The sequence below is a fragment of the Ruminococcus flavefaciens AE3010 genome (assembly GCF_000526795.1).
Taxonomy (GTDB): domain Bacteria; phylum Bacillota; class Clostridia; order Oscillospirales; family Ruminococcaceae; genus Ruminococcus; species Ruminococcus flavefaciens_D.
Window position 1 is genome coordinate 896819 of the sequence record NZ_JAGT01000001.1, and the last position, 19570, is coordinate 916388.

The 19570-nt window shown below is 48.1% G+C and carries 16 protein-coding genes and 1 pseudogene; all 17 read right to left on the reverse strand.

Annotated features, from left to right (window positions below; translation table 11 throughout):
- Nucleotides 1–20: 20 nt before the first annotated feature.
- The gene (locus tag N774_RS0103830; protein ID WP_155250433.1) at nucleotides 21–2864 is read right to left on the reverse strand and encodes a carbohydrate-binding protein; all 2844 of its coding nucleotides are present in this window, start codon (nucleotides 2862–2864) and stop codon (nucleotides 21–23) included.
- A 277-nt stretch (nucleotides 2865–3141) separates the two neighbouring features.
- Entirely contained in the window at nucleotides 3142–6597 is a 3456-nt protein-coding gene (locus N774_RS17985) for a family 43 glycosylhydrolase (protein ID WP_024859975.1), read from the reverse strand.
- A gap of 357 nt (nucleotides 6598–6954) precedes the next feature.
- Entirely contained in the window at nucleotides 6955–7440 is a 486-nt protein-coding gene (locus N774_RS0103840; RefSeq protein ID WP_024859976.1) for a CD1247 N-terminal domain-containing protein, read from the reverse strand.
- A gap of 48 nt (nucleotides 7441–7488) precedes the next feature.
- Entirely contained in the window at nucleotides 7489–8046 is a 558-nt protein-coding gene (efp, locus tag N774_RS0103845) for an elongation factor P (protein ID WP_024859977.1), read from the reverse strand.
- Nucleotides 8047–8133: 87 nt separating this feature from the next.
- Complete coding sequence (locus N774_RS0103850; RefSeq protein WP_024859978.1) at nucleotides 8134–9198, reverse strand: aminopeptidase P family protein; 1065 nt, start codon at nucleotides 9196–9198, stop codon at nucleotides 8134–8136.
- Nucleotides 9199–9208: 10 nt separating this feature from the next.
- The gene (aroQ, locus tag N774_RS0103855; protein WP_037280116.1) at nucleotides 9209–9640 is read right to left on the reverse strand and encodes a type II 3-dehydroquinate dehydratase; all 432 of its coding nucleotides are present in this window, start codon (nucleotides 9638–9640) and stop codon (nucleotides 9209–9211) included.
- The gene (locus tag N774_RS0103860; protein WP_024859980.1) at nucleotides 9637–10170 is read right to left on the reverse strand and encodes a YqeG family HAD IIIA-type phosphatase; all 534 of its coding nucleotides are present in this window, start codon (nucleotides 10168–10170) and stop codon (nucleotides 9637–9639) included. The genes aroQ and N774_RS0103860 overlap by 4 nt, the downstream gene beginning before the upstream one ends.
- A gap of 77 nt (nucleotides 10171–10247) precedes the next feature.
- On the reverse strand, nucleotides 10248–10421 hold the full coding sequence (gene rpsU / locus N774_RS0103865; RefSeq protein ID WP_009984057.1) for a 30S ribosomal protein S21: 174 nt from the start codon (nucleotides 10419–10421) through the stop codon (nucleotides 10248–10250).
- Between the two features lie 192 nt (nucleotides 10422–10613).
- Nucleotides 10614–13046 carry a leucine--tRNA ligase gene (leuS, locus tag N774_RS0103870; RefSeq protein ID WP_024859981.1) on the reverse strand — a complete coding sequence of 811 codons (2433 nt, stop codon included), beginning with the start codon at nucleotides 13044–13046 and terminating at the stop codon, nucleotides 10614–10616.
- 21 nt (nucleotides 13047–13067) lie between these two features.
- Entirely contained in the window at nucleotides 13068–13412 is a 345-nt protein-coding gene (locus tag N774_RS0103875) for a hypothetical protein (RefSeq protein WP_024859982.1), read from the reverse strand.
- A 5-nt stretch (nucleotides 13413–13417) separates the two neighbouring features.
- Nucleotides 13418–13777 (reverse strand): ribosome silencing factor, encoded by a 360-nt coding sequence (rsfS, locus tag N774_RS0103880; RefSeq protein ID WP_024859983.1) that lies wholly within the window; start codon nucleotides 13775–13777, stop codon nucleotides 13418–13420.
- Nucleotides 13778–15265, reverse strand: a complete 1488-nt coding sequence (locus N774_RS0103885; RefSeq protein WP_024859984.1) for an LCP family protein — start codon at nucleotides 15263–15265, stop codon at nucleotides 13778–13780.
- A 30-nt stretch (nucleotides 15266–15295) separates the two neighbouring features.
- Nucleotides 15296–16486 (reverse strand): nicotinate-nucleotide adenylyltransferase, encoded by a 1191-nt coding sequence (locus tag N774_RS18690; protein ID WP_024859985.1) that lies wholly within the window; start codon nucleotides 16484–16486, stop codon nucleotides 15296–15298.
- A gap of 13 nt (nucleotides 16487–16499) precedes the next feature.
- Nucleotides 16500–17195, reverse strand: coding sequence for an NAD(P)H-dependent oxidoreductase (locus tag N774_RS0103895; RefSeq protein ID WP_024859986.1), 696 nt, complete (start codon nucleotides 17193–17195; stop codon nucleotides 16500–16502).
- Nucleotides 17196–17498, reverse strand: coding sequence for a YhbY family RNA-binding protein (locus tag N774_RS0103900; protein WP_024859987.1), 303 nt, complete (start codon nucleotides 17496–17498; stop codon nucleotides 17196–17198).
- A 116-nt stretch (nucleotides 17499–17614) separates the two neighbouring features.
- Nucleotides 17615–18193 carry an RdgB/HAM1 family non-canonical purine NTP pyrophosphatase gene (gene rdgB, locus N774_RS0103905; RefSeq protein ID WP_037280118.1) on the reverse strand — a complete coding sequence of 193 codons (579 nt, stop codon included), beginning with the start codon at nucleotides 18191–18193 and terminating at the stop codon, nucleotides 17615–17617.
- Between the two features lie 472 nt (nucleotides 18194–18665).
- Nucleotides 18666–19565 (reverse strand): annotated as a pseudogene (gene ftsY / locus N774_RS16775) (signal recognition particle-docking protein FtsY); the annotation flags it as partial.
- Nucleotides 19566–19570: the final 5 nt, after the last annotated feature.

A 19570-nucleotide genomic window follows, 5' to 3' on the forward strand; every position in this document is an offset into this window, starting at 1 on the left:
TCCCTGCAATACAGTTTTTATTAGAATGACTTTATCTCACCCATTATAAACTTTTTCAGCAGTATGAGATCCTCTTCGTCGATAACGTCGTCAGCATTGATATCAGCCGCCTCGAAGCGTTCTGCGTCGCCGTCCACTGCCGCTTTTCTCATACGGCACATATCGAAGCTGTCAACAGCTCCGTCGCCGTTGAGGTCGCCAAGAATGTATTCCTCGGCAGGAGTATTTGGCTTCCACCAGTTCAGATTGAATAGGTAGCTCTCTCCGCCTGTGAATACCAGATATACATCATGCTTGCCTGTTGCAGGCTCTATGGTGCAGGTCTTGGTTGTCCAGTCCTGCCAGCCGCCTGTGCTTGCAACCTCTGCCTTGCCTATGAGCTTTCCGTCAGCGCTGTCAAGTCTTATCTCGATAGCACCGCCTGAGCCGTTTGAAGCTACTCTGAAATCAGCGTCGTTTGCACCTGTAAGGTCTACGTTCTTGAAGCCGATGTAGTCACCGTTTTCAATGAAGCCGACGTCAAGTCCGCCCTCTGAGCAGTTCTCTGTTTCAATGCCTGACTTATAATTGCAGTCCTCAGCCTCGATAACGCCCTCAACCTCTGCGCTGCCTGTGCCTTTAAGACGGAGCAGATGCTCTGACTTGCTCAGCACCTTGCTGCTTGCGTCAAGAACATATATCTTGTACTCGCCCTCCTTGGACGGTGTCTTGATAGAGCCTGCTGTGCCCTTAGCCTTGGTCATGTCAGCTCCTGCGGTAAAGTTCGTTGTTCCGTCGGGAGCTATCCATACTGTACCGTCAACCTTTCTGATGGGGAGCTTGCTGCCGCAGGTAGTTGCGCAGCTTGCAGGGAAAGCATAGTCCGCAGCCGATTTCAGCCATGTCGGCATCATCTTGCGGTAGTCGTCGCCGATACCCGAGTTAAGGCAAATCTTATACTGTGCAAATGGCCATACGTTATCGGAAACAACGATAGGAGTATCAATATCACTTGTGGGAGGATTCTTACCCATTTTATTGACCGTTGCATATGTTCGCTTGATAGTGAGGTCATGCTTCTGACCATAGTCCTCACAGTTGATGGTATAGGTAACGTTAGGGCTTATTTCAAGGACGTTGTCAAGCTCCTTGATGTAAGCTGTGCCCTCGTCATTGTGCAGACCGTATGTAGGCCAGCCGGGACCGCCTGCAGGGATACCCTGTACGTAGTTCTCGTTGATGATAGTTCCCGGCATCTGACCGATAGTGTAGATACCTCCGCTGTCGTGGAGACGGTTAAGGGAGTTAATAACTCTGTTGCAGCATATCTGGTTATCGCGGCAGGTGGTGCTGTCCTTGAAGTTGCACCAGCCCCAGCCAAGGTGGATACCGTTGTATGCTGTCTTTTCGATAGTGTTGTTGAGTATCTTCACAGAGTCAACGAAGTAGGCTGTAATGGCTGCACAGCCGCCGAAGCCGTGTACAACGCTTATATCATAGAGAAGATTCTCGCTGATAGTATCATTTTTGCACAGTCCCTCAACGCCCTTTGGGAACTTCTCGCGGTTGTTGGGAGCTGCATCGTCGATGTAGATATGCTGGGGGTGACCCACTGTGATACCGCTGGAGGTGATATCGGTAACGAAATTGCCGCGCACCTCTGAGTTTATAACATCGTTTGTCATGGAGATACCGTCAGCACCTGTGTGCTTTACCACATTGCCTGTGAGCTTTATATTATCACTGCTTGTGATATGTATAGCCGCAGGAAGCGTATCTACCATTTCGTACTTCTTGGAATGCCAGTTGGAATCGGCAAAAGCCATATATGACTGAGCTGCCTGACAGGTGGTCTTTCCGTGAGAGCCTGCCACCTCGGTGAGCTGATAATCAGTATTGGCAAAGGTTATGCCGCTGAAGCTGATGTTCTCCACACGCTCAGATGTGGACTTGCCTGCTATCTTTATAAGTCCGTCAGCAACGGGAGCTTCAACGACCGCTGTAGTCATATCCTCGCCGCTGCGCGGATAGTAGTACAGCACCTTGTCAGTCTTGTCGAAGAAGAATTCGCCCTCGCTGTCAACGAATGAGAATGCATTGTATATGGTATGGGTGCCGCCCGTAGTGAAGCCTGCGCCCCAGCCCGGAGTCTGAGCAATAGCGCCGTAGGGCTGCTGCATAAGTAGTATCATGCTTCCGCCGTCGTACTTGATATCACGGGAGCAGACGATATTTTCGTTCCATGTAGTGCCGTTTACAACTTCAAGGTCATCGAAGTTGGAGGTTATCCTCGGCATAGAGCCTGCGTCGTACTTGATACCGTCGCTCTTCTTGCCCGAATCCCAAGCCCAGTCAGCCTGTCCTGCTGTTATGTAGTAATCACCGTAGCCGCCCTTAGCCTGCACCTGTACACTGCCCATATTGGCACGGCGATCGTTTACATAAAGGTTGCGGAGCTTTTCGTCACGGTCGAGCGGTGCTGCCCAAAGCTTGTCGTTGTACTTTTTCCAGCCTGTTACCTTGACAGCGCCGTTGATAACGGGAGTTTCGCCCTTATAAGCCTCATATCTTACAGTGTACTCTCCCTTGCCCGAGTCCCTTGTGTCGAACTCCACAGGCTTGGTGATACGGTAGTCGCCGCCGCGAAGATAAACAACGATGTCGCCTGTCATGGAGCCGTTTATCTTGCGCACCTCGTCACGCGCCTTTTCAAGTGTTGCAAAAGGCGAACCGATAGAGCCGTCGCCGCTGTCGCTTCCGTCTGGAGCAACATAGAATACAGCCTGCGCATCAGCCGCTGTGACCGTACTCTGCGGTACGCTGATGTTGACCGCCGACATTACTGACGCCATGCTTATGGCGAGAGCTGCTGCTCGTTTGATCATGTTCATAAGTATTCCTCCTTTTCGGCTCAACAAACTCAGCCTTTGCCTGAAAGACTGTTTTTTACTGTTAAGGCTGAATCCGAAAAGCCAATTTTAATTCCCCTGCTATCATTCACCTCATTTGTGCATGATAGACTATTTTTATATACTTTCATTATATTATATCGTCATAATTAATAATACAAGAATTATGATCTTTATGGTAATATACTACCATTTCATCTAAGTCATATTAAATAACAGCCCCTTTGTGAGGGGCTGTTTTTAGTCTTATAGCTTACTGACCCTCATGGAAGAAATACGGAAGTGCATCGTAGATGTACCATCTTACATAACCCCACCAATGGGTCTTTTCGATACCGTCGTTGCTGCTTGCAACGAGGAAGTAGAAGTTGCCCTTTGAGAAGTCAGAGCTGTATGTGAAGTGCTTTGTATCCTGCTTTAACGGATTGATAAGTCCCAGCATATTGTTGTATGCAAGATCCTTGTCGCCTGTAGCTGCAAGTACGAAATACTCTCTCTGGCTGAGACCTGACTTGTCGATAGCTTTCTGAATGCCCTCTACACCGCCCCAGCAGTGACCTGACAGCGGCATATAGTATGCGCAGATGTCAAGGTTATTTATAAGCATGTTCCATGTAGAACCGCCGCCCATTGAGAATCCGCCGTATGCACGGTGATATCTTGAAGCCTTCAGGCTGTCAAGTGAAGTATCCTTTCCTGCATATGTGGAGTACTTGCCCTCAACGAATGGGATAATGCTCTGGCGCATCTCGTTCCATACTGTGCCTGCGCCCATATTTCCGTCAGGAGCGGGACAGCCGTTGAATGTAGGCGTTACAACGATCATTGGCTCCAGCTCGCCGTTCTTGATCATATTGTCAAGGATATTCTGCATCTTGACATCGTTGCTGAATATTGTATTCTCGTTCTCTCCGCCGCCGTGCATGAGGTAGAAGATGTTATACTGCTTGTTTGCGTCGTAGCCGTATGGGAGATAAACATTCAGCGACTTGTTGCCGTTGATGCCGTTGTAGCTCTCCTTGACTATCTTACCGGCCTGTGAGCACTGATTAAGATACTGATCGTTAGCGCGGTAGGAAAGGTTTGCGTTGTAATTGAAGTTTGACTTAGGCGCAGTTGTTGTAGTTGTAGTAGTGGTCGTTGTTGTCGATGTAGTTGTAGCCTTGGTAGTCATTGCCTCTGTGGTAACTGTCTTGATATTGTCAGAGTAGCTCTCGGGAAGTTTATCAAGTGTACCTAAGAGATACTTCTGGATAGCAAGAGCGTCATTTGCAGTGATACCGCCGCCTGCTTCGCTTACATCAGCATTGAAGATACCGGGCTCGGTAAGAGTATACTTGTTAGGATTTGCAAGTGACTGCATGATGATTACTACGTCAGCCATATCTACGCCGCCGTCGCCGTTAGCGTCGCCCCACTTGGAGACCTTGGAATTGAGTACATCCTTAAGATCCTGTACAGGCGCTGTTGTTGTGGTTGTTGTAACAACAGGAGGTGCTGTAGTAGTTGTAGTCACAGCTGCCTTTGGTCCGTCTATCTTTGTGCCTGCAACAGCACCGATAGCCTCGTCAACATAGAAGCTGTACTTGTCGGTATCTGTCTCAACGTACATCTGCAAGCTTGAAGCTCCCTCGGGTATCTTGTAGTTGGTATTTGCAAGCTGTACCCACTCGCCCTTTGGCAGCTCGTCAATTGTAGCGATCTTGTCGTACTGGACTTCGCCGTCAGCCTCATACTGTAGAGTGAGGTAGAACTTCTGTGTTGCAGGTCCCTCGTCGTACTTTACGACTGTGCTGAAGCTGTACTCCTCGCCTGCCTTGAATACGCTTGAAGAAAGCGACTTGGAAGCGCCGTTCCAGCTTGCTTCTCTGCCTGTGCAGGCAATCGAGCCTGAACCGTCATAAGCCTCTGTCTTATTTGAGGTAACGCTTGCAGAGCCTCTGCCTGTCCATGAATCTGTGCCGCTCTCGAATGTATTATGGAAGTAATAGCCGTTCTCATCGGGCTCTATAATAACAGGAGTGCCGCTGAGGACCTTGCTTCCGTTACAGCCGTTCCATGTGGTACGGTCATACTCAAAGAAGTCGATATCAGCATATCCGCCTGTTGACTTTGTAGGATAGCTGTAGATACCGCTGCGGTAGCCTGTGAACAGCTTGAGGTCGTAAGTCATTGAGAGCTCCTGACCAAGCTTTGACCAGTTCTGACCGTCAAATGAATAGTAGAAGTTAGCCTTGTCTATGTTGTTTGAGGAGCTTCCGTCAGAGTTTACGTTAGCAAACTTGAAGTCCACCTTGAGGTAAACCTCATCGCCGCTCATATTCTGCTCGGCAACTATCTTGTTGGAGGAGGTTCCTACATCGTTTCCGCCGTTAACGGACATGTATACCTTTTTCTGACCGCTGTCTGTAACATAGACACCGATACAGCCGTATTTGAGCTGGAATGCTGAAAGACCTGCATAGTCGCCTGCCTTCATGTTGGAAGCATCAAGCTTTATGTAGCTGCTGCACGCAGGACCCTCTGTACGCATTGTAAGAGTATTTCTTGCGTTGAGCAGATGTGAAGCCATGTTCTTGTTCTTCAGACGGAGCCAGCCGGGACGCTCTGTAACAGACCATGCCGAATTGTCGGGGTTGTGGTTCCATGACCACTCCAGAGCAAGGTCGTTTGTTGTATAGTCGAAGCTGTCATCGCCTGCTACGTCTGTACCCTGAGTTGCGCCAAGATCCAGTGTGATAGGAGCCTTGCCGTTTACCCCCATCATTGGCCAGTCGTTCTGCCAGTTAACGGGAACAAGTACAGGGATACGGCCTACAGCACCGTGATCCTGGAACATGAGTCCGTACCATTTGCCGTCGGGAGTATCAACGATACCGCCCTGTGCGCAGCCGCTGCCGTATGAACCAAGACCTGAATCGAGAAGAGTCTTGTTCTCCCAGTTGCCGTTAAGGCTCTTTGAACGGTAGCAGAATTCAAGTCTGCCGTGGCCTGACGGCCATGCAATACCGAGTATATAGTAATAGCCGTTTATCTTATGGATATGCCAGCCCTCGCCTGCGAGGTTGTCAAAATTGGTCTTGAAAAGACGTCTTTCGGTAGCTCCTGCTGCCCAGCCTGTCATATCGGAGTTGAACTCCTTGATGTTACAGGTACCGCCTGCACCGTAAACAAGGTAGTTTCTTCCGTCGTCGTCAAAGAGCATGGAAGCGTCGTGGTACATACCGTTGAGCTCAACCCGTGACCACTCGCCGTGCTCTATATCGTCAGTTGAGCAGATATAGGACTTGTTAGAGCCGTAGCTTCCGAAGAAAGCATAGTACTTGCCCTTCTTCTCATTGTAGCGAAGGCTTGTAGCCCACTGTCCGTGAGAGTAGTCGTGCTTGCCGTTCTTCAGGTTCTGCACATCGCCGTTAGCGTAAGTGTCGAAGACGTAGTTGCATATCTCCCAGTTAGCCAGATCCTTTGACTTCATAATGGGAGCACCCGGGCTGAAGAACATGGTCGTGCTGACCATATAGTAGGTATCTCCTACTCTGATGATGTCATCATCGGGAACGTCCGCCCAGATGATAGGATTGTTGACAGTTGACGCAGCCGCTGCCGGTGTGCTTACGAGAGGGGTTACGGAAGCAGTCAGCGAAGGCAGCGCAACTGCCGCAGCTACAAGAATTGAAGCCGCAGCTCTCCTTGGGTTGAATTTTTTCATAAAAATTCCTCCTTCAATTTTAATATCCCACTTTTTCAATACGATTTTGTACACATTTACAAAAAAGTTTTTTCTCAATACGTCATAATTAACGTATTCTACTACTCCAATTTTAATTTATTGTATCATTTTGCGCAAAAATCTTCAACCGAAAATATGTAGATTAGGTGGACAAAACAAACATTATAGCGCAAAAATAATGATTCATAGCATTATTTTTTTATTTTTCTTGAATTTACGGCATCATTTTACATATAAACAATAATTTAAAAAATAATGCTCCATTCCGCGAAAAAGAGCTGTACAAATTAATAAAAAAAGGCTGCGGTCAATTCCGCAGCCTCTGCTTTTTAACTATTACTTCTTTTCAGGCTCTTCTTCTGCCTTGTCCTCGAAGTCCTCGATAGTAAGATCGTCGTAATCAAACTCAAGGAGCTCATCACAGTTAGGGCAGTTCATGGAACCCTCTTCGATCATGCCCTCGTCAAGGAGAATGGTATCTCCGCAGGTAGGACATGTGATCTCATAAAGCTCATCGTCATCATCGTCGAAGTCGAACTCATCGTCCTCGTCGTCCCAATCATCATCGTCACACTCATCACAGTCGTCGCAGTCATAGTCCTCGTCATAGAAGTCGTCCTCAACTGCTCCCAGATCCTCGTCAAGTATATCGCAAAGCTCTGTGAGCTCGTCCACCTGTGACTGGAGGTCCTCAACGTAGAGCACCAGCTCTGACATTACCTCTGACATCTGGATAAGAGCCTTTCCCTCCTTAGTGGAAGAATCGATCTCAAGACCGTCGATAAGTCCCTGTAAATATGACATTTTCTCGGTAAGCTTCATAGCAAGCTCCTCCTCTCGATATATAAGTATTGGCTTGATAGTCCGAGCTTATGCTCTTGACATATACTCGCCTGTTCTTGTGTCGACCTGGATAACCTCGCCCTCGTCGATGAAGAGAGGAACCTTGATCTCTGCACCTGTCTCAAGTGTAGCAGGCTTTGTAGCGTTTGTAGCTGTATCGCCCTTGAAGCCGGGGTCTGTCTGTGTGACCTTCAGCTCAACGAAGTTAGGCGGCTCAACGCCGAATACGTTGCCCTTGTATGAAAGGATCTTACAGATCATTTCTTCCTTAACGAACTTGAAGCTGTCGCCGAGGATAGAAGCGCTTATCGGAACCTGCTCATATGTCTCAAGGTCCATGAAGTAATAAAGGTCACCGTCGTTGTAGCTGTACTGCATATCCTTTCTCTCAACGTAAGCTGTAGGGAACTTAGCTGTTGGGTTGAAAGAAGTTTCAACAACTGAACCTGTGATAACATTCTTATATTTTGTTCTTACAAAAGCAGCTCCCTTACCTGGCTTAACGTGCTGGAATTCAATAACCTGAACTACCTGTCCGTCAAGCTCAAAGGTAACGCCGTTTCTGAAATCTCCTGCTGAAATCATTATAAATACCTCCGTATTTTCTCAATTTAATATGATACTTTATTTTATCACATTTACGTGATTTTTGCAATACCTAATGTGATTTTATTATAAAGATATGAGATTTTTTGCAGTTTTTGTCAAGTTTTTACAGCCGTTTTCAGTTAAAATGACAAAATCTTCTATTCTCACACCAAACTTGCCTGCAATGTAGATACCCGGCTCAACTGTAACGACAGCTCCCTCATTGAGAGGCAGCTTGTAATTGGGCGATGCATTGGGTTTTTCGTGTATCTCCATGCCGACGCCGTGACCGAGAGAGTGTCCGAAGCAGCTGCCGTAGCCTGCCTGCTCAATGATATCGCGGGACACCTTGTCAAGGTCATTTCCCATAACACCTGCCTTAGCTGCTTCAATGCCTGCCAGCTGAGCCTGCAATACGATATCGTAGACCTGCTTCATCTCGTCAGTGGGCTCACCCACGCAGACCGTTCTGGTCATATCGCTGTGGTAGCCGTTATATACCGCGCCGAAGTCCATGAGTACGAACTCGCCGCTCTCCACCTTTTTTTCCGAGGGCACACCGTGAGGCATGGACGTATTAGCTCCTGCAAGAACTATAGTGTCAAATGACAAGTCCTCCGCACCGTAGGCATACAGCAGACGGTTCAGCTCAAGAGCTATCTCACGCTCGGTGACGCCCACCTTGATAAAACCAAGAAGCTCATCAAAGGCTTTCTCTGCAATCGCCTGAGCCTTGCTGATGTACTCTATCTCCTCAGCGTCCTTGGTCATTCTCAGTGTCGCAATAGCGTTGCTGAGAGAATCGTTATGTATGAACTCATGCTGAGTGAAGAAATGCTCGTAAGCGTGGAGCTCCTTGACTGTCATGGTCTCGGACTCAATGGCGATAGTCTTTGCGCCGTGCTTATTCAGCAGCTCCATTATCTGAGGATAGAGCTTCTTCATCTCGATCACCTCAGCGTCCTTGACTGTAGCCCTCGCCTTTTCGATATAGCGGAAGTCTATAAGCAGATATGCCTTTTCAGGAAAGGCAAGGACTACTCCCGCCGAGGACTTCATGCCCGTGAAATATCTGCGGTTTATGTCAGATGTTATGAGGACGCAGTCCGCCCCGTCAAACACCTCAAAAAGCTTTTCTAATCTGGTCATTGCGCACCTCTCACAGCTCTGCAAGAGCCTGAACTGCAAGATAGTAGCTTCCGAAGCCAAAGCCGCTTATACTTCCCTTGCATACGGGAGCGATAACGGAGTTGGAGCGGAATTCGTCGCGTGCGAAAACGTTGCTGATATGTACTTCTATAACGGGTATCTTGATAGCTGCGATAGCGTCGCGGATAGCGTAGCTGTAGTGTGTGTAAGCTCCTGCGTTGATGATAACGCCGTCAAATGTCTTTCTTGCTGCGTGGAGCTTGTCAATGATAGCTCCCTCATGGTTGGACTGGAATATCTCGCACTCCAGCCCCTCTGCCTTTGCGCGGTCGATGATATTGCTGTTGAGAGTATCAATGTTAGCGTCGCCGTATATACCGGGCTCGCGCTCTCCCAGCAGATTAAGGTTCGGACCGTGTATTACAAGTATTTTCTTTATCATAATTTCTCCTTTGTATCGTCGACAAATTTTTTCGGAAGAAAGGGCTTTTCAAGCACTCTCTTGAAGCGTATGAACCGCTTGCTCTTCGGCTCGGGCTCCATAGGCTCAACGTAGAGCATCTTCACTCCTGCGAAGTTGGCTCCCCACACATCCGTAAAGAGCTGGTCGCCCACTGCGGCTGTCTCCGCGGAGGAAAGCCCCATTTTCTTCATGGCTGCCTTGTATCCCCTTTTCAGCGGCTTGCCGCTGTCGCTTACGAAGTCCAGTCCCAGCGGGGCCGCAAAGGGCTTTACTCGCTCAGCGTTGTTATTCGATACTATTATAAGCTTTATGCCGTTTTTCTTCATTTTGTCCAGCCACTCCCTTATGCCCTTTGCAGGCACAGGGTGGTCGTGAGTTGTGAGCGTATTGTCAACATCGAGTATGAGTCCCTTTATGCCCTGCTTTTTCAGAAATTCAGGAGAGATATTCACTGTTTTCCTGAACGCAAAATCCACGTCGGTCTTTGTAATTTTGTGTCTGATTCCCAAGCTTTTTGTCAACTCCGTTCAACAAATGAAAAAGCGAGCCGCAGCCCGCTTTTATCAACAATAATAATTCCGTAAGATCAATACTTACGCTTACGAGCTGCCTCAGACTTCTTCTTACGCTTTACCGAAGGCTTCTCGTAGTGTTCTCTCTTACGAACCTCAGCAATTACGCCGTCCTTTGCACATGATCTCTTAAATCTTTTAAGAGCTGTATCTAAAGACTCGTTTTTGCCAACACGAACTTCTGCCACTAAATTTCCCTCCCTTGTTCAGAGGTTGCTCGGAGCTGTGCCCCAAAGCTCTATACTAAGCACCCTAAAGGTGTTAGTCATCATATACCCCACCATATAGCAGATTACTTAAATTAATATAAAAGAATATAGTATAAGTTTACCACATTTTCTGCCCGTTGTCAAGCATTTTTTCTTTTACTTAAAAATTCGTTATTTTGCAACAATATTAACAAGTTTATTTGGTACATATATCTGCTTGACTATAGTCTTGCCGTCGATAGACTCCTTGACCTTGTCATCGGACATAGCCATTTCCATAACCTTGTCCTTGTCCTCATCGGCAACGATATTGAGCTTTGCCTTTACCTTGCCGTTTACCTGTACGACGATCTCGATAGTATCCTCCTTGCAGAGCTCCTCGTCGTATACAGGCCAGCTCTCAAATGCAATTGTATCGCTGTGACCCAAGATGCTCCATATCTCCTCGCCCATGTGAGGTGTGATGCATGACAGCATCTTGATAAGTCCCTCGGCATACTCTCTCGGGCACTTACCGTTCTTGTATACCTCGTTTACGAATATCATCATCTGGCTGATAGCTGTATTGAATGCCAGCTTCTCAAAGTCGTTTGTTACCTTCTTGACTGTCTGGTGGTATACCTTTGTGAGAGCACCGTCGTTGTCGGCGGTAAGGTTCTCAGCCTCAGTGAAGAAGTTCCATACTCTCTGGATAAATCTCTTTGCACCCTCAACACCGTTCTTGCTCCATGGCTTGCTTACCTCGAGAGGTCCCATGAACATCTCGTAAAGACGGAGAGTATCTGCACCGTAATCTCTTACGATATCAGACGGGTTTACAACGAACTCCGGGAAACGCTTGCCCATTTTGATGCCGTTCTCACCGAGTATCATGCCCTGATGTACAAGCTTCTTGAAAGGCTCCTTTGTAGGTGCCAAGCCCTTATCGTAAAGGTATCTGTTCCAGATACGTGAGTAGATAAGGTGTCCTACTGCGTGCTCGGGACCGCCGATGTAGAGGTCTACAGGCATCCAGTGCTTCAGGAGCTCCTGATTTGCGAACTCCTTGTCGTTGTGCGGATCGATATATCTGAAGTAGTACCAGCTTGAACCTGCGCTTCCGGGCATAGTCGAAGTCTCGCGTGTGCCCTTGATGCCGTTCTTGTCGTACTTCTTCCACTCTGTAGCATTTTCAAGAGGAGCCTTGCCGTTCTTGCCCTTGTAGTCATCAAGCTCGGGGAGTATCAGCGGGAGCTCGCTGTCGTCGAGAGCATGTATCTCGCCGTCCTCACCGTGAACTATCGGAACGGGCTCGCCCCAGTAGCGCTGACGTGCGAATATCCACTCACGGAAGTGATAGTTGACAGTGCGCTTTGCTCTGCCCATTTTTTCAAGCTTCTGTGTGATAGCTTCCTTTGCTTCCTCAACGGTAAGACCTGTGAACTCCTCGGAGTTTACGAGCTTATAGCCCTTGCCGAGGTACTCGGTCTTTTCCATAGCGGCTTCGGAAACGTCGATGTGACCGTCCTTGCCGTCGATTACCTGTATCATGTCTATGTTATGAGCTACGGCATACTCAAAGTCACGCTGGTCGTGGCTTGGAACTGCCATAACTGCACCTGTACCGTAGCTCGCAAGTACGAAGTCTCCGATGAACATGCGGACTTCCTTGCCGTTTACGGGATTTATACATGTTACGCCCTTGAGCTCGCAGCCTGACTTGGTCTTGTTGAGCTCGGTGCGGTCCATGTCGTTCTTCTTCTTTGTCTCGGCAATATAAGCCTCAACCTCTTCCCTGTTCTGAACACGGTCGAGAAGGCTCTCTGTGATAGCTCCGTCGGGAGCGAGAACCATGAATGTGATACCATAGATAGTCTCGATACATGTAGTGAAGATAGAGAACTTTCCGCCGCCTACAATGTCGAATTCTACCTCAACACCTGTGGACTTGCCTATCCAGTTGCGCTGTATAGCCTTTGTGGACTCTGGCCAGTCGATCTCGTCAAGTCCCTCAAGGAGCTTCTCGGCAAATGCAGGCTGGTCGATTACCCACTGCTTCATGTTCTTTCTTACTACGGGGAAGCCGCCGCGCTCGGACTTGCCGTCGATTACCTCGTCGTTGGAGAGAACTGTTCCCAGCACCTCGCACCAGTTAACGGGCATATCGATGTACTTAGCGTAGCCGTCCTTGTAGAGCTGCTTGAATATCCACTGAGTCCACTTGTAGAACTCAGGGTCTGATGTAGCTATCATCTTTGACCAGTCATAGTCAAAGCCCAGCTCCTTGAGCTGCTTTGAAAAGGTCTTGATATTCTCCTGAGTAAAGCCGTTGGGGTGATTTCCTGTATTTACAGCATACTGCTCTGCGGGAAGTCCGAATGAGTCGTAGCCCATTGGGTGGAGAACATTATAGCCCTGCATACGCTTCATACGTGAAACTATATCAGTAGCTGTATAGCCCTCGGGGTGGCCTGCGTGGAGACCTACTCCCGACGGATAAGGGAACATATCCAGCGCATAGAACTTAGGCTTGCTGAAATCCCATACATCGGTCTTGAAGGTCTCGTGTTCTTCCCAGTATTTCTGCCATTTGGCTTCAACAGATGTGAAATCATATCTGCTCATCGTAATATCATTCCTTTATAATTAATAATTTAGTGATCTGTAAAATCTGCTCTTGACATCGCGGTTAAAGCAGAGCAGTGCTGCACAGCCGATGTCAATAACGCCCTCTAAAAGGTAAATCCAGTTAGAACTTATATTTACTATGTTCTGGGGCAGGTATGCCACGGCAACAAGTACAATGACTGCGGCAAGCAAGTAGTTGACATACTTGAATTTGACAAACAGCACAGCCGCCTCAGCAAGCGCCACAAGCAATGTGATAAGTGCGAAATATTTTGCAAGCGCCATGTTCAGCAATGCTTTTAAAATAATGTATACTGCCATGGCTATGCATATCTTTTTTCCTCGTTCCTTCTGATCAAACAAACTGTTCACTCCTTGGTTATAAGGCTGCTGATGTCAATCTGCTCGCCGTCAGCCCATAAGCCTTCAAGCTTGTAGAAGTTTCGTGTTTCCTTGTAGAACACATGAACGATTATATCGGCATAATCAAGGATTATCCATGTATTGCCCGTATCAGCCTCACGGCGCTGGGGCTCTATGCCCTTCTGTGAAAGGACGAACTCCACTTCATCCGCAAGGGTCCTTGCATGGGTATTGCTGGTACCGTTTACTATTACGAAATAATCTGCAAGTATGGTAAGGTCGGATATTTTTATTGCCTGAATATCCTCGCCTCTTTTGCTGTCGAGAGTTTTTATGATAAGTTCAAGTTTTTCCTGTTCGGTCATTTATTCTTCATACTCCTTCCATGCAGGTCTCATTTCGGGGTCTCTCAGAGGCTCGGTAGCTGTTTCAAGCTCCTCAAAGGTGACTCCCGTATCATCATAGTCTTCATACTGATATTCGTATTCGCTTACATATTCAATGATATTGCTCTCCGAGAGGAGCATAGGTCTCTGATAGGGTCTGAAATACTCATTGAGCATATCTATGGTAGCTCTCTTGTGGATAGAGTATATCCAGTAGAACTCTTCGCTGCTGTAATAATACTTCGCGTCCTCACCCGGAACCATATTTACGATCACATTTTCCTTAGTGAGGGTGGAGCCGAAGTCGGCAAGCTTGCTGAGGTCCTCGACGCTCATATTGGTAGCTATCCACTTGTTCTTGTATATTGTATTGAGGTAGCTGTAAAGCTTCATTTTTCCGTCATTCTTGACGATATCCAGTATCTTTTTCATAGCTGCCTGCATAAAGCGGCGCTGGTTCTGTACACGTCCGATGTCGCCCTGGAGCCATTCGTGACGGAAACGGACGAACCACTCGGACTGCTCTCCTGTAAGAGTAATATCTCCCGCAGGTATTCTCTTGTCAGCCTCGTAGATTATCTCGTTGTCAAGGTGTATTGGGATACCGCCGATAAGGTCAACGATATCAACGATATCGAAGCAGGCTGTGGTAACATATGCATCTATCGGGATCCCGAAATTATCCTGCACGCAGTTTACCACACGCTGTATCTTGTTGACCTCGGGATCACCGCACATATAAACGCTGTTTATCTTAGTGGTCTCGTTGCTTGTATAGTTAGGCACAGCGCAGTCACGGGGCACCTGTAAGATATGGAGCTGTCCGCCTGCAATATCGAACTGGCATATCCATATAACGTCGGTATTCTCAACGTCCTCGTCAAATCCGAGGAAGAGAACTGTGTACTGTCCCTCAACAAGCTGAGGCAGGTCAAGTCCGTCGGTAAAGTCATCGTTCACGATATCGGTATCCAGAGCAAGATCCATTGTGGGCTTTTCAAGCTCGCCCTCAATATCTGCCGTAGGCTGCCAGCGCTTGAAATATGTCATTATGGACACTCTCTCGTCGGGCTGACCGCTCTTTTTATACCAAAGTATGGGCATATTAAGGAACAGAGCTATGATAGCCGCTATACTCAGCAGTATGGACGTAAGCTTTATGAGTCCGTCCTTTACGCTCTTTTTCTTTTTCGGCTCATTATCGAAGTCGTCGTAATCAGCCGATTCTACCAGCTTGTCTCTGCCCTTCTCGTGAAGTCCGTGATACTGCTGCTCTTTTATCTGAGGTCTCGGGGGCTCTTCGCCCTCGATCCTTATATCTATTGAAGGAGCCTCGTGTAATCCGCGATACTCGGGCTCTTTTGGTCTGTTGTTATCAACTCTTTTGAGCTTGCGAAGAGGTTTTGCCTGCCTCGGAACTCCGTAATTGCTGTTGTTTAACTCCTCGTTACGTTCTTCTCGGTTCATTTGAGTCCTCTTTTCAAATTCCCAGTATTTTTATATTTTTTCTTTTGTCAGCCGTGTGTAAAAATTATATCCCTCGGCGGTACAAATAGGTATTACTCCGCCCTTTTTTATCACCGACTTCATGGAGAATGCAAAAGCCTCCAGCATTGCCGCATTGAGGTCGGCATATGCCAGCTTGCGCATTTTATCCACGTCCTTGTAGTCTCTTTCGGCTGAAATAAGGTCGCCGATGTAGACTATTTCCTCGAGACGGGACATTCCTGCACGTCCCACTGTATGAAATCTGATGGAATTGAGTATATCTATATCCTCGATCCCAAACTCTTTTTTTATGAAGTATGCTCCTGCGATACCATGCAGCAGTGAGCGTGTTTCAAGCTCCTCGCGGCATACCGTGTAGCCGCTCTCCTCTACAAGAGCTCTCTGCTGATCGTCGGGCATTTCCTTGCAGATGTCATGGAGAAGCCCTGCAAAATAAGCCTTTTCGGGGTCCTCGCCGTATTTGTCCGCAAGCTTTCTGCACTCGTCGGCAACATTCAGAGAATGTGTATACCTTTTTACCGATAAATTTGCTTTAAGGTATTTCTTTTTGTCGTCTGCATCGTAATGCAATTTACCTTCACCTCTGACAGAATATAATCCTTTCGATCTAATATATTGTACTACATTTTCGTCAAGATAGCAAGCGAAATCCTTATTTTTTGCAATTTTTTTTCTGATCTCCGTGCTTGAAATCACTGTGGGAGCCGCCTCGGACACCAGTATTTTGCCGAATTTGCTCAGTTCCTCCGCCTTGGCTCTCAGAGCGGGCAGGTCGCCGCTCTCACGGGAGACGACACACAAGGTCACCTGCGCAAGTATCTCCTCAAAGCGGTGCCATGTATCAAAGCACAGCAGCATATCGCTGCCCACAAGGAGAAACAGCTCCGCATCGGGAAATTCCCTGCGGAAATGCTCTACCGTGTATATAGTATAGCTCACGCGGTCGCTTTTTATCTCAAAATCGCTGACACACAGCTTGTCGTCTTTATTGCAGGCAAGCCGAAGCATTTCCAGTCTGTCCTCGTCAGGAGCGTACTCTGCCATTGAACGGTGGGGAGATTTCTTTGACGGCAGCATATACAGCCTGTCAAGAGAAAACTCACGCAGCGCTGTCTGCGCAAGATGTATATGTCCATTATGTACGGGATTGAAGCTTCCGCCGTATATACCTATCCGCATTATCTCACTCCATTCATTTCCACGGGCGCTTGCTGCCTGTCCAGCCCTTTTCCTTCCAGTAGTCCATATCCGCCTTGTTCCAGCCGTTGCGCTGCAAAAGGCTCATTATCTTGAAAAATGCCTTTGTTTTAATGCTCACAGGGACATTTTTCTCCCTTTTCAGTATCTTTTTTGCGATACTATCGGCTTTGGCATTGATACTGTCCTTCTTTTTCTGCTTTACGCTCTGCCAATCGGTTGCAGCAACTGCCGCACCAAGCTTATAGGTCTGAGGTATGCCCCAGAAGAAGCAGCTGTCAGCCATATCTTTCATAGTTGACTTCATGCCTGCTCCCGCAGCTGTTGCCACTACTACCGCCTGCTTTTTGAACATTCTCTCGTCGGGACGGTGCGCCATCCAGCGCCAGCCGTAGTGGTCAAGAAGCGCTTTCATCTGTCCCGTGCAGTGGTAAACGTACACAGGAGAGGTCAGTATCAGTACATCTGCCGCGTCAATGAGCTCCGTTATGGGCTTCAGCTTTTCATAGTGGGGACATTTATCCGCCGACTTGCTGAAACAGGTTGTGCAGCCGAGACAGAACTCGTCAAAATCTCGTGGCAGGAATACCTCGCTGATATTCTCCGCTGAGGTTATCTTCTCAGCAACTATACGCCCGATATTGTAGGTAGAGCCCTTGTGGTTCGTACCGCTGATCATCAGTACCTTCATTTACTTTGCCTTGGGGATATTCTCGATAACAGGCTCTTTCTCATTGCGCTTGAAAAGCACGAACTTGCTGCCGATGACCTGTACCACATCGGCGCCTGTCTGCTCGGCGATAGCGTCGGCAGCTTCTCTTGCTGTCCATCCCGAATTGTCAAGAACTCTCAGCTTTATGAGCTCTCTCTTTGTTAGAGCAGCTTCGATATCCTTGCACATAGCTTCGGTAACTCCGCCCTTGCCCACCTGATATATGGTCTCATAGTTTGAAGCGATACCGCGCAGGTACGCTCTCTGCTTGCTTGTAAGCATAATTTACTCCTTTATATTTGCAATATTTACGTTGGAGCCTTTAGCCCTTAGCCGTTAGCCTTTAGCTAATATGTCGCCTTCGGCGACATATTTAAACGAACACTATCGCTAATGGCTCAAAAGCATTTTTCTTTCAGATACTTGTACAGCTCTCTGAGAGCCGCACCTCTGTGACTAATGGCATTCTTTTCATCAGCTGTGAGTTCAGCCATTGTGCGGTCTCCCACCATGAATACGGGGTCGTAGCCGAAGCCGTTTGTGCCCCGCTGTTCATATCCGATAGCGCCTCTGCACTCACCTGTCATGGTATGGCTGCCGCTTTCATCGATGTAAGCGATAGTGCACTCGAAAGCAGCTCCGCGCTTATCATCGGGAACGTATTTCATCTCCTCAAGGAGCTTGGCACAGTGCTGTCCCTCGGGAGCGTATCTCGCAGAGTATACTCCCGGTCTGCCGTCCATAGCGTCCACGCAGAGACCGCTGTCGTCGGCGATAGTAGGCAGCTTTACGGCTTCGTATACAGCCTTTGCCTTGATAAGAGCGTTCTCGGCAAAGGTAGTACCGTTTTCCTCGGGGGCGCAGTTTGCTCCCGCTTCACGCTGAGAGAGCACCTCTATTCCGAGAGGTGCAAGTATCTCACGGGCTTCGCGGAGCTTGTTTGCATTGTTTGTAGCCATTACAAGCTGCTTAATCATCGTCCTTACCTCCGAACAGTCTGCTGAAGAAGCCGCGCTTTTTCTTCTTTTCGGGCTCGGGAGCAGCTTCTGTTTCTTCCTCTGCTGCCTCGTCCTCAGCCTCGTCGGAAGCCTCTTCATCGTCTGAGTCCTCCTCGTCGGAGTCGTCTTCGTTTTCTTCCTCGGTCAGCTCACTGTCCTCAGTGTCTGTATCTTCATCGGAAGTATCCTCTGACTCATCGTCAGTCTCAGCTTCTTCCTCGTATTCTTCGTCGTCGGACTCTTCCTCGTAGTCCTCGTCTTCCTCGTACTCGGGCTCTTCTTCCTCTTCATAGGCAACGAATGCGCCGTACTCGTTATAATAGCCCTTAACGCCGTCTACCTCAACAGTATCGTCGTCCTCTTCGTACTCGGCATCCTCGGCATATCCCTCGGACTCGTCCTCCTCTGCGTCCTCAGCCTCGGCAAGCTCCTCGATCTGCTCGGGACTTGCAAAGAGAGCGTCAACGAACATATTGCTGTCAAATGGCTGGAGGTCGTCTATCTTCTCGCCTACGCCAATGAGCTTGACAGGAATGCCCAGCTCGTTCTTTATTGAGATAACGATACCGCCCTTTGCCGTACCGTCAAGCTTTGTGAGAACTATACCTGTGATAGGCGCTGTTTCGCTGAAAAGCTTCGCCTGATTTACCGCATTCTGTCCTGTTGTGGCATCAAGCACAAGGAGTATCTCACGTGAGCACTCTCCTGCCTTGCTGTCGATGATACGGTTTATCTTTTTTAGCTCCTCCATAAGGTTCTTCTTGTTGTGGAGACGTCCTGCGGTGTCGATAACTACCACGTCGCAGTCTCTTGCCTTTGCGGCTTCAAGAGCGTCATATACTACCGCACCCGGGTCGGAGCCCTCTGCATGCTTTACTATCTCTACACCTGCCCTCTGAGTCCATACCTCAAGCTGGTCTATAGCAGCTGCACGGAATGTATCGGCAGCGGCAACAAGGACCTTCTTGCCCTCCTGCTTGAACTGGTGGCAGAGCTTTCCTATAGTTGTGGTCTTGCCTGCGCCGTTTACACCAATGACCATGATAACTGCGGGAGATACTGTCAGGTCAAGTCCTGTATCATCGCCCATTATCTCAGAGATCACCTCATGGATAAGTCCCATTATCTCCTTGGGATCGGTGATGCCGCGCTCCTTTATCTTCTTGCGGAGCCTGTCGCATATCTCCTCGGAGGTCTCAACTCCGATATCGCTCATTATCATCTGCTCCTCGAGTTGGTCGAAGAGGTCTTCATCTATGACGGTAAACTGGTTCAGAACTCTCTGGATACCGCCGAAAAGAAAGTCCTTGGTCTTTTTGAGACCGCTGGCAATTTTAGAAAAAAGTCCCATTATAT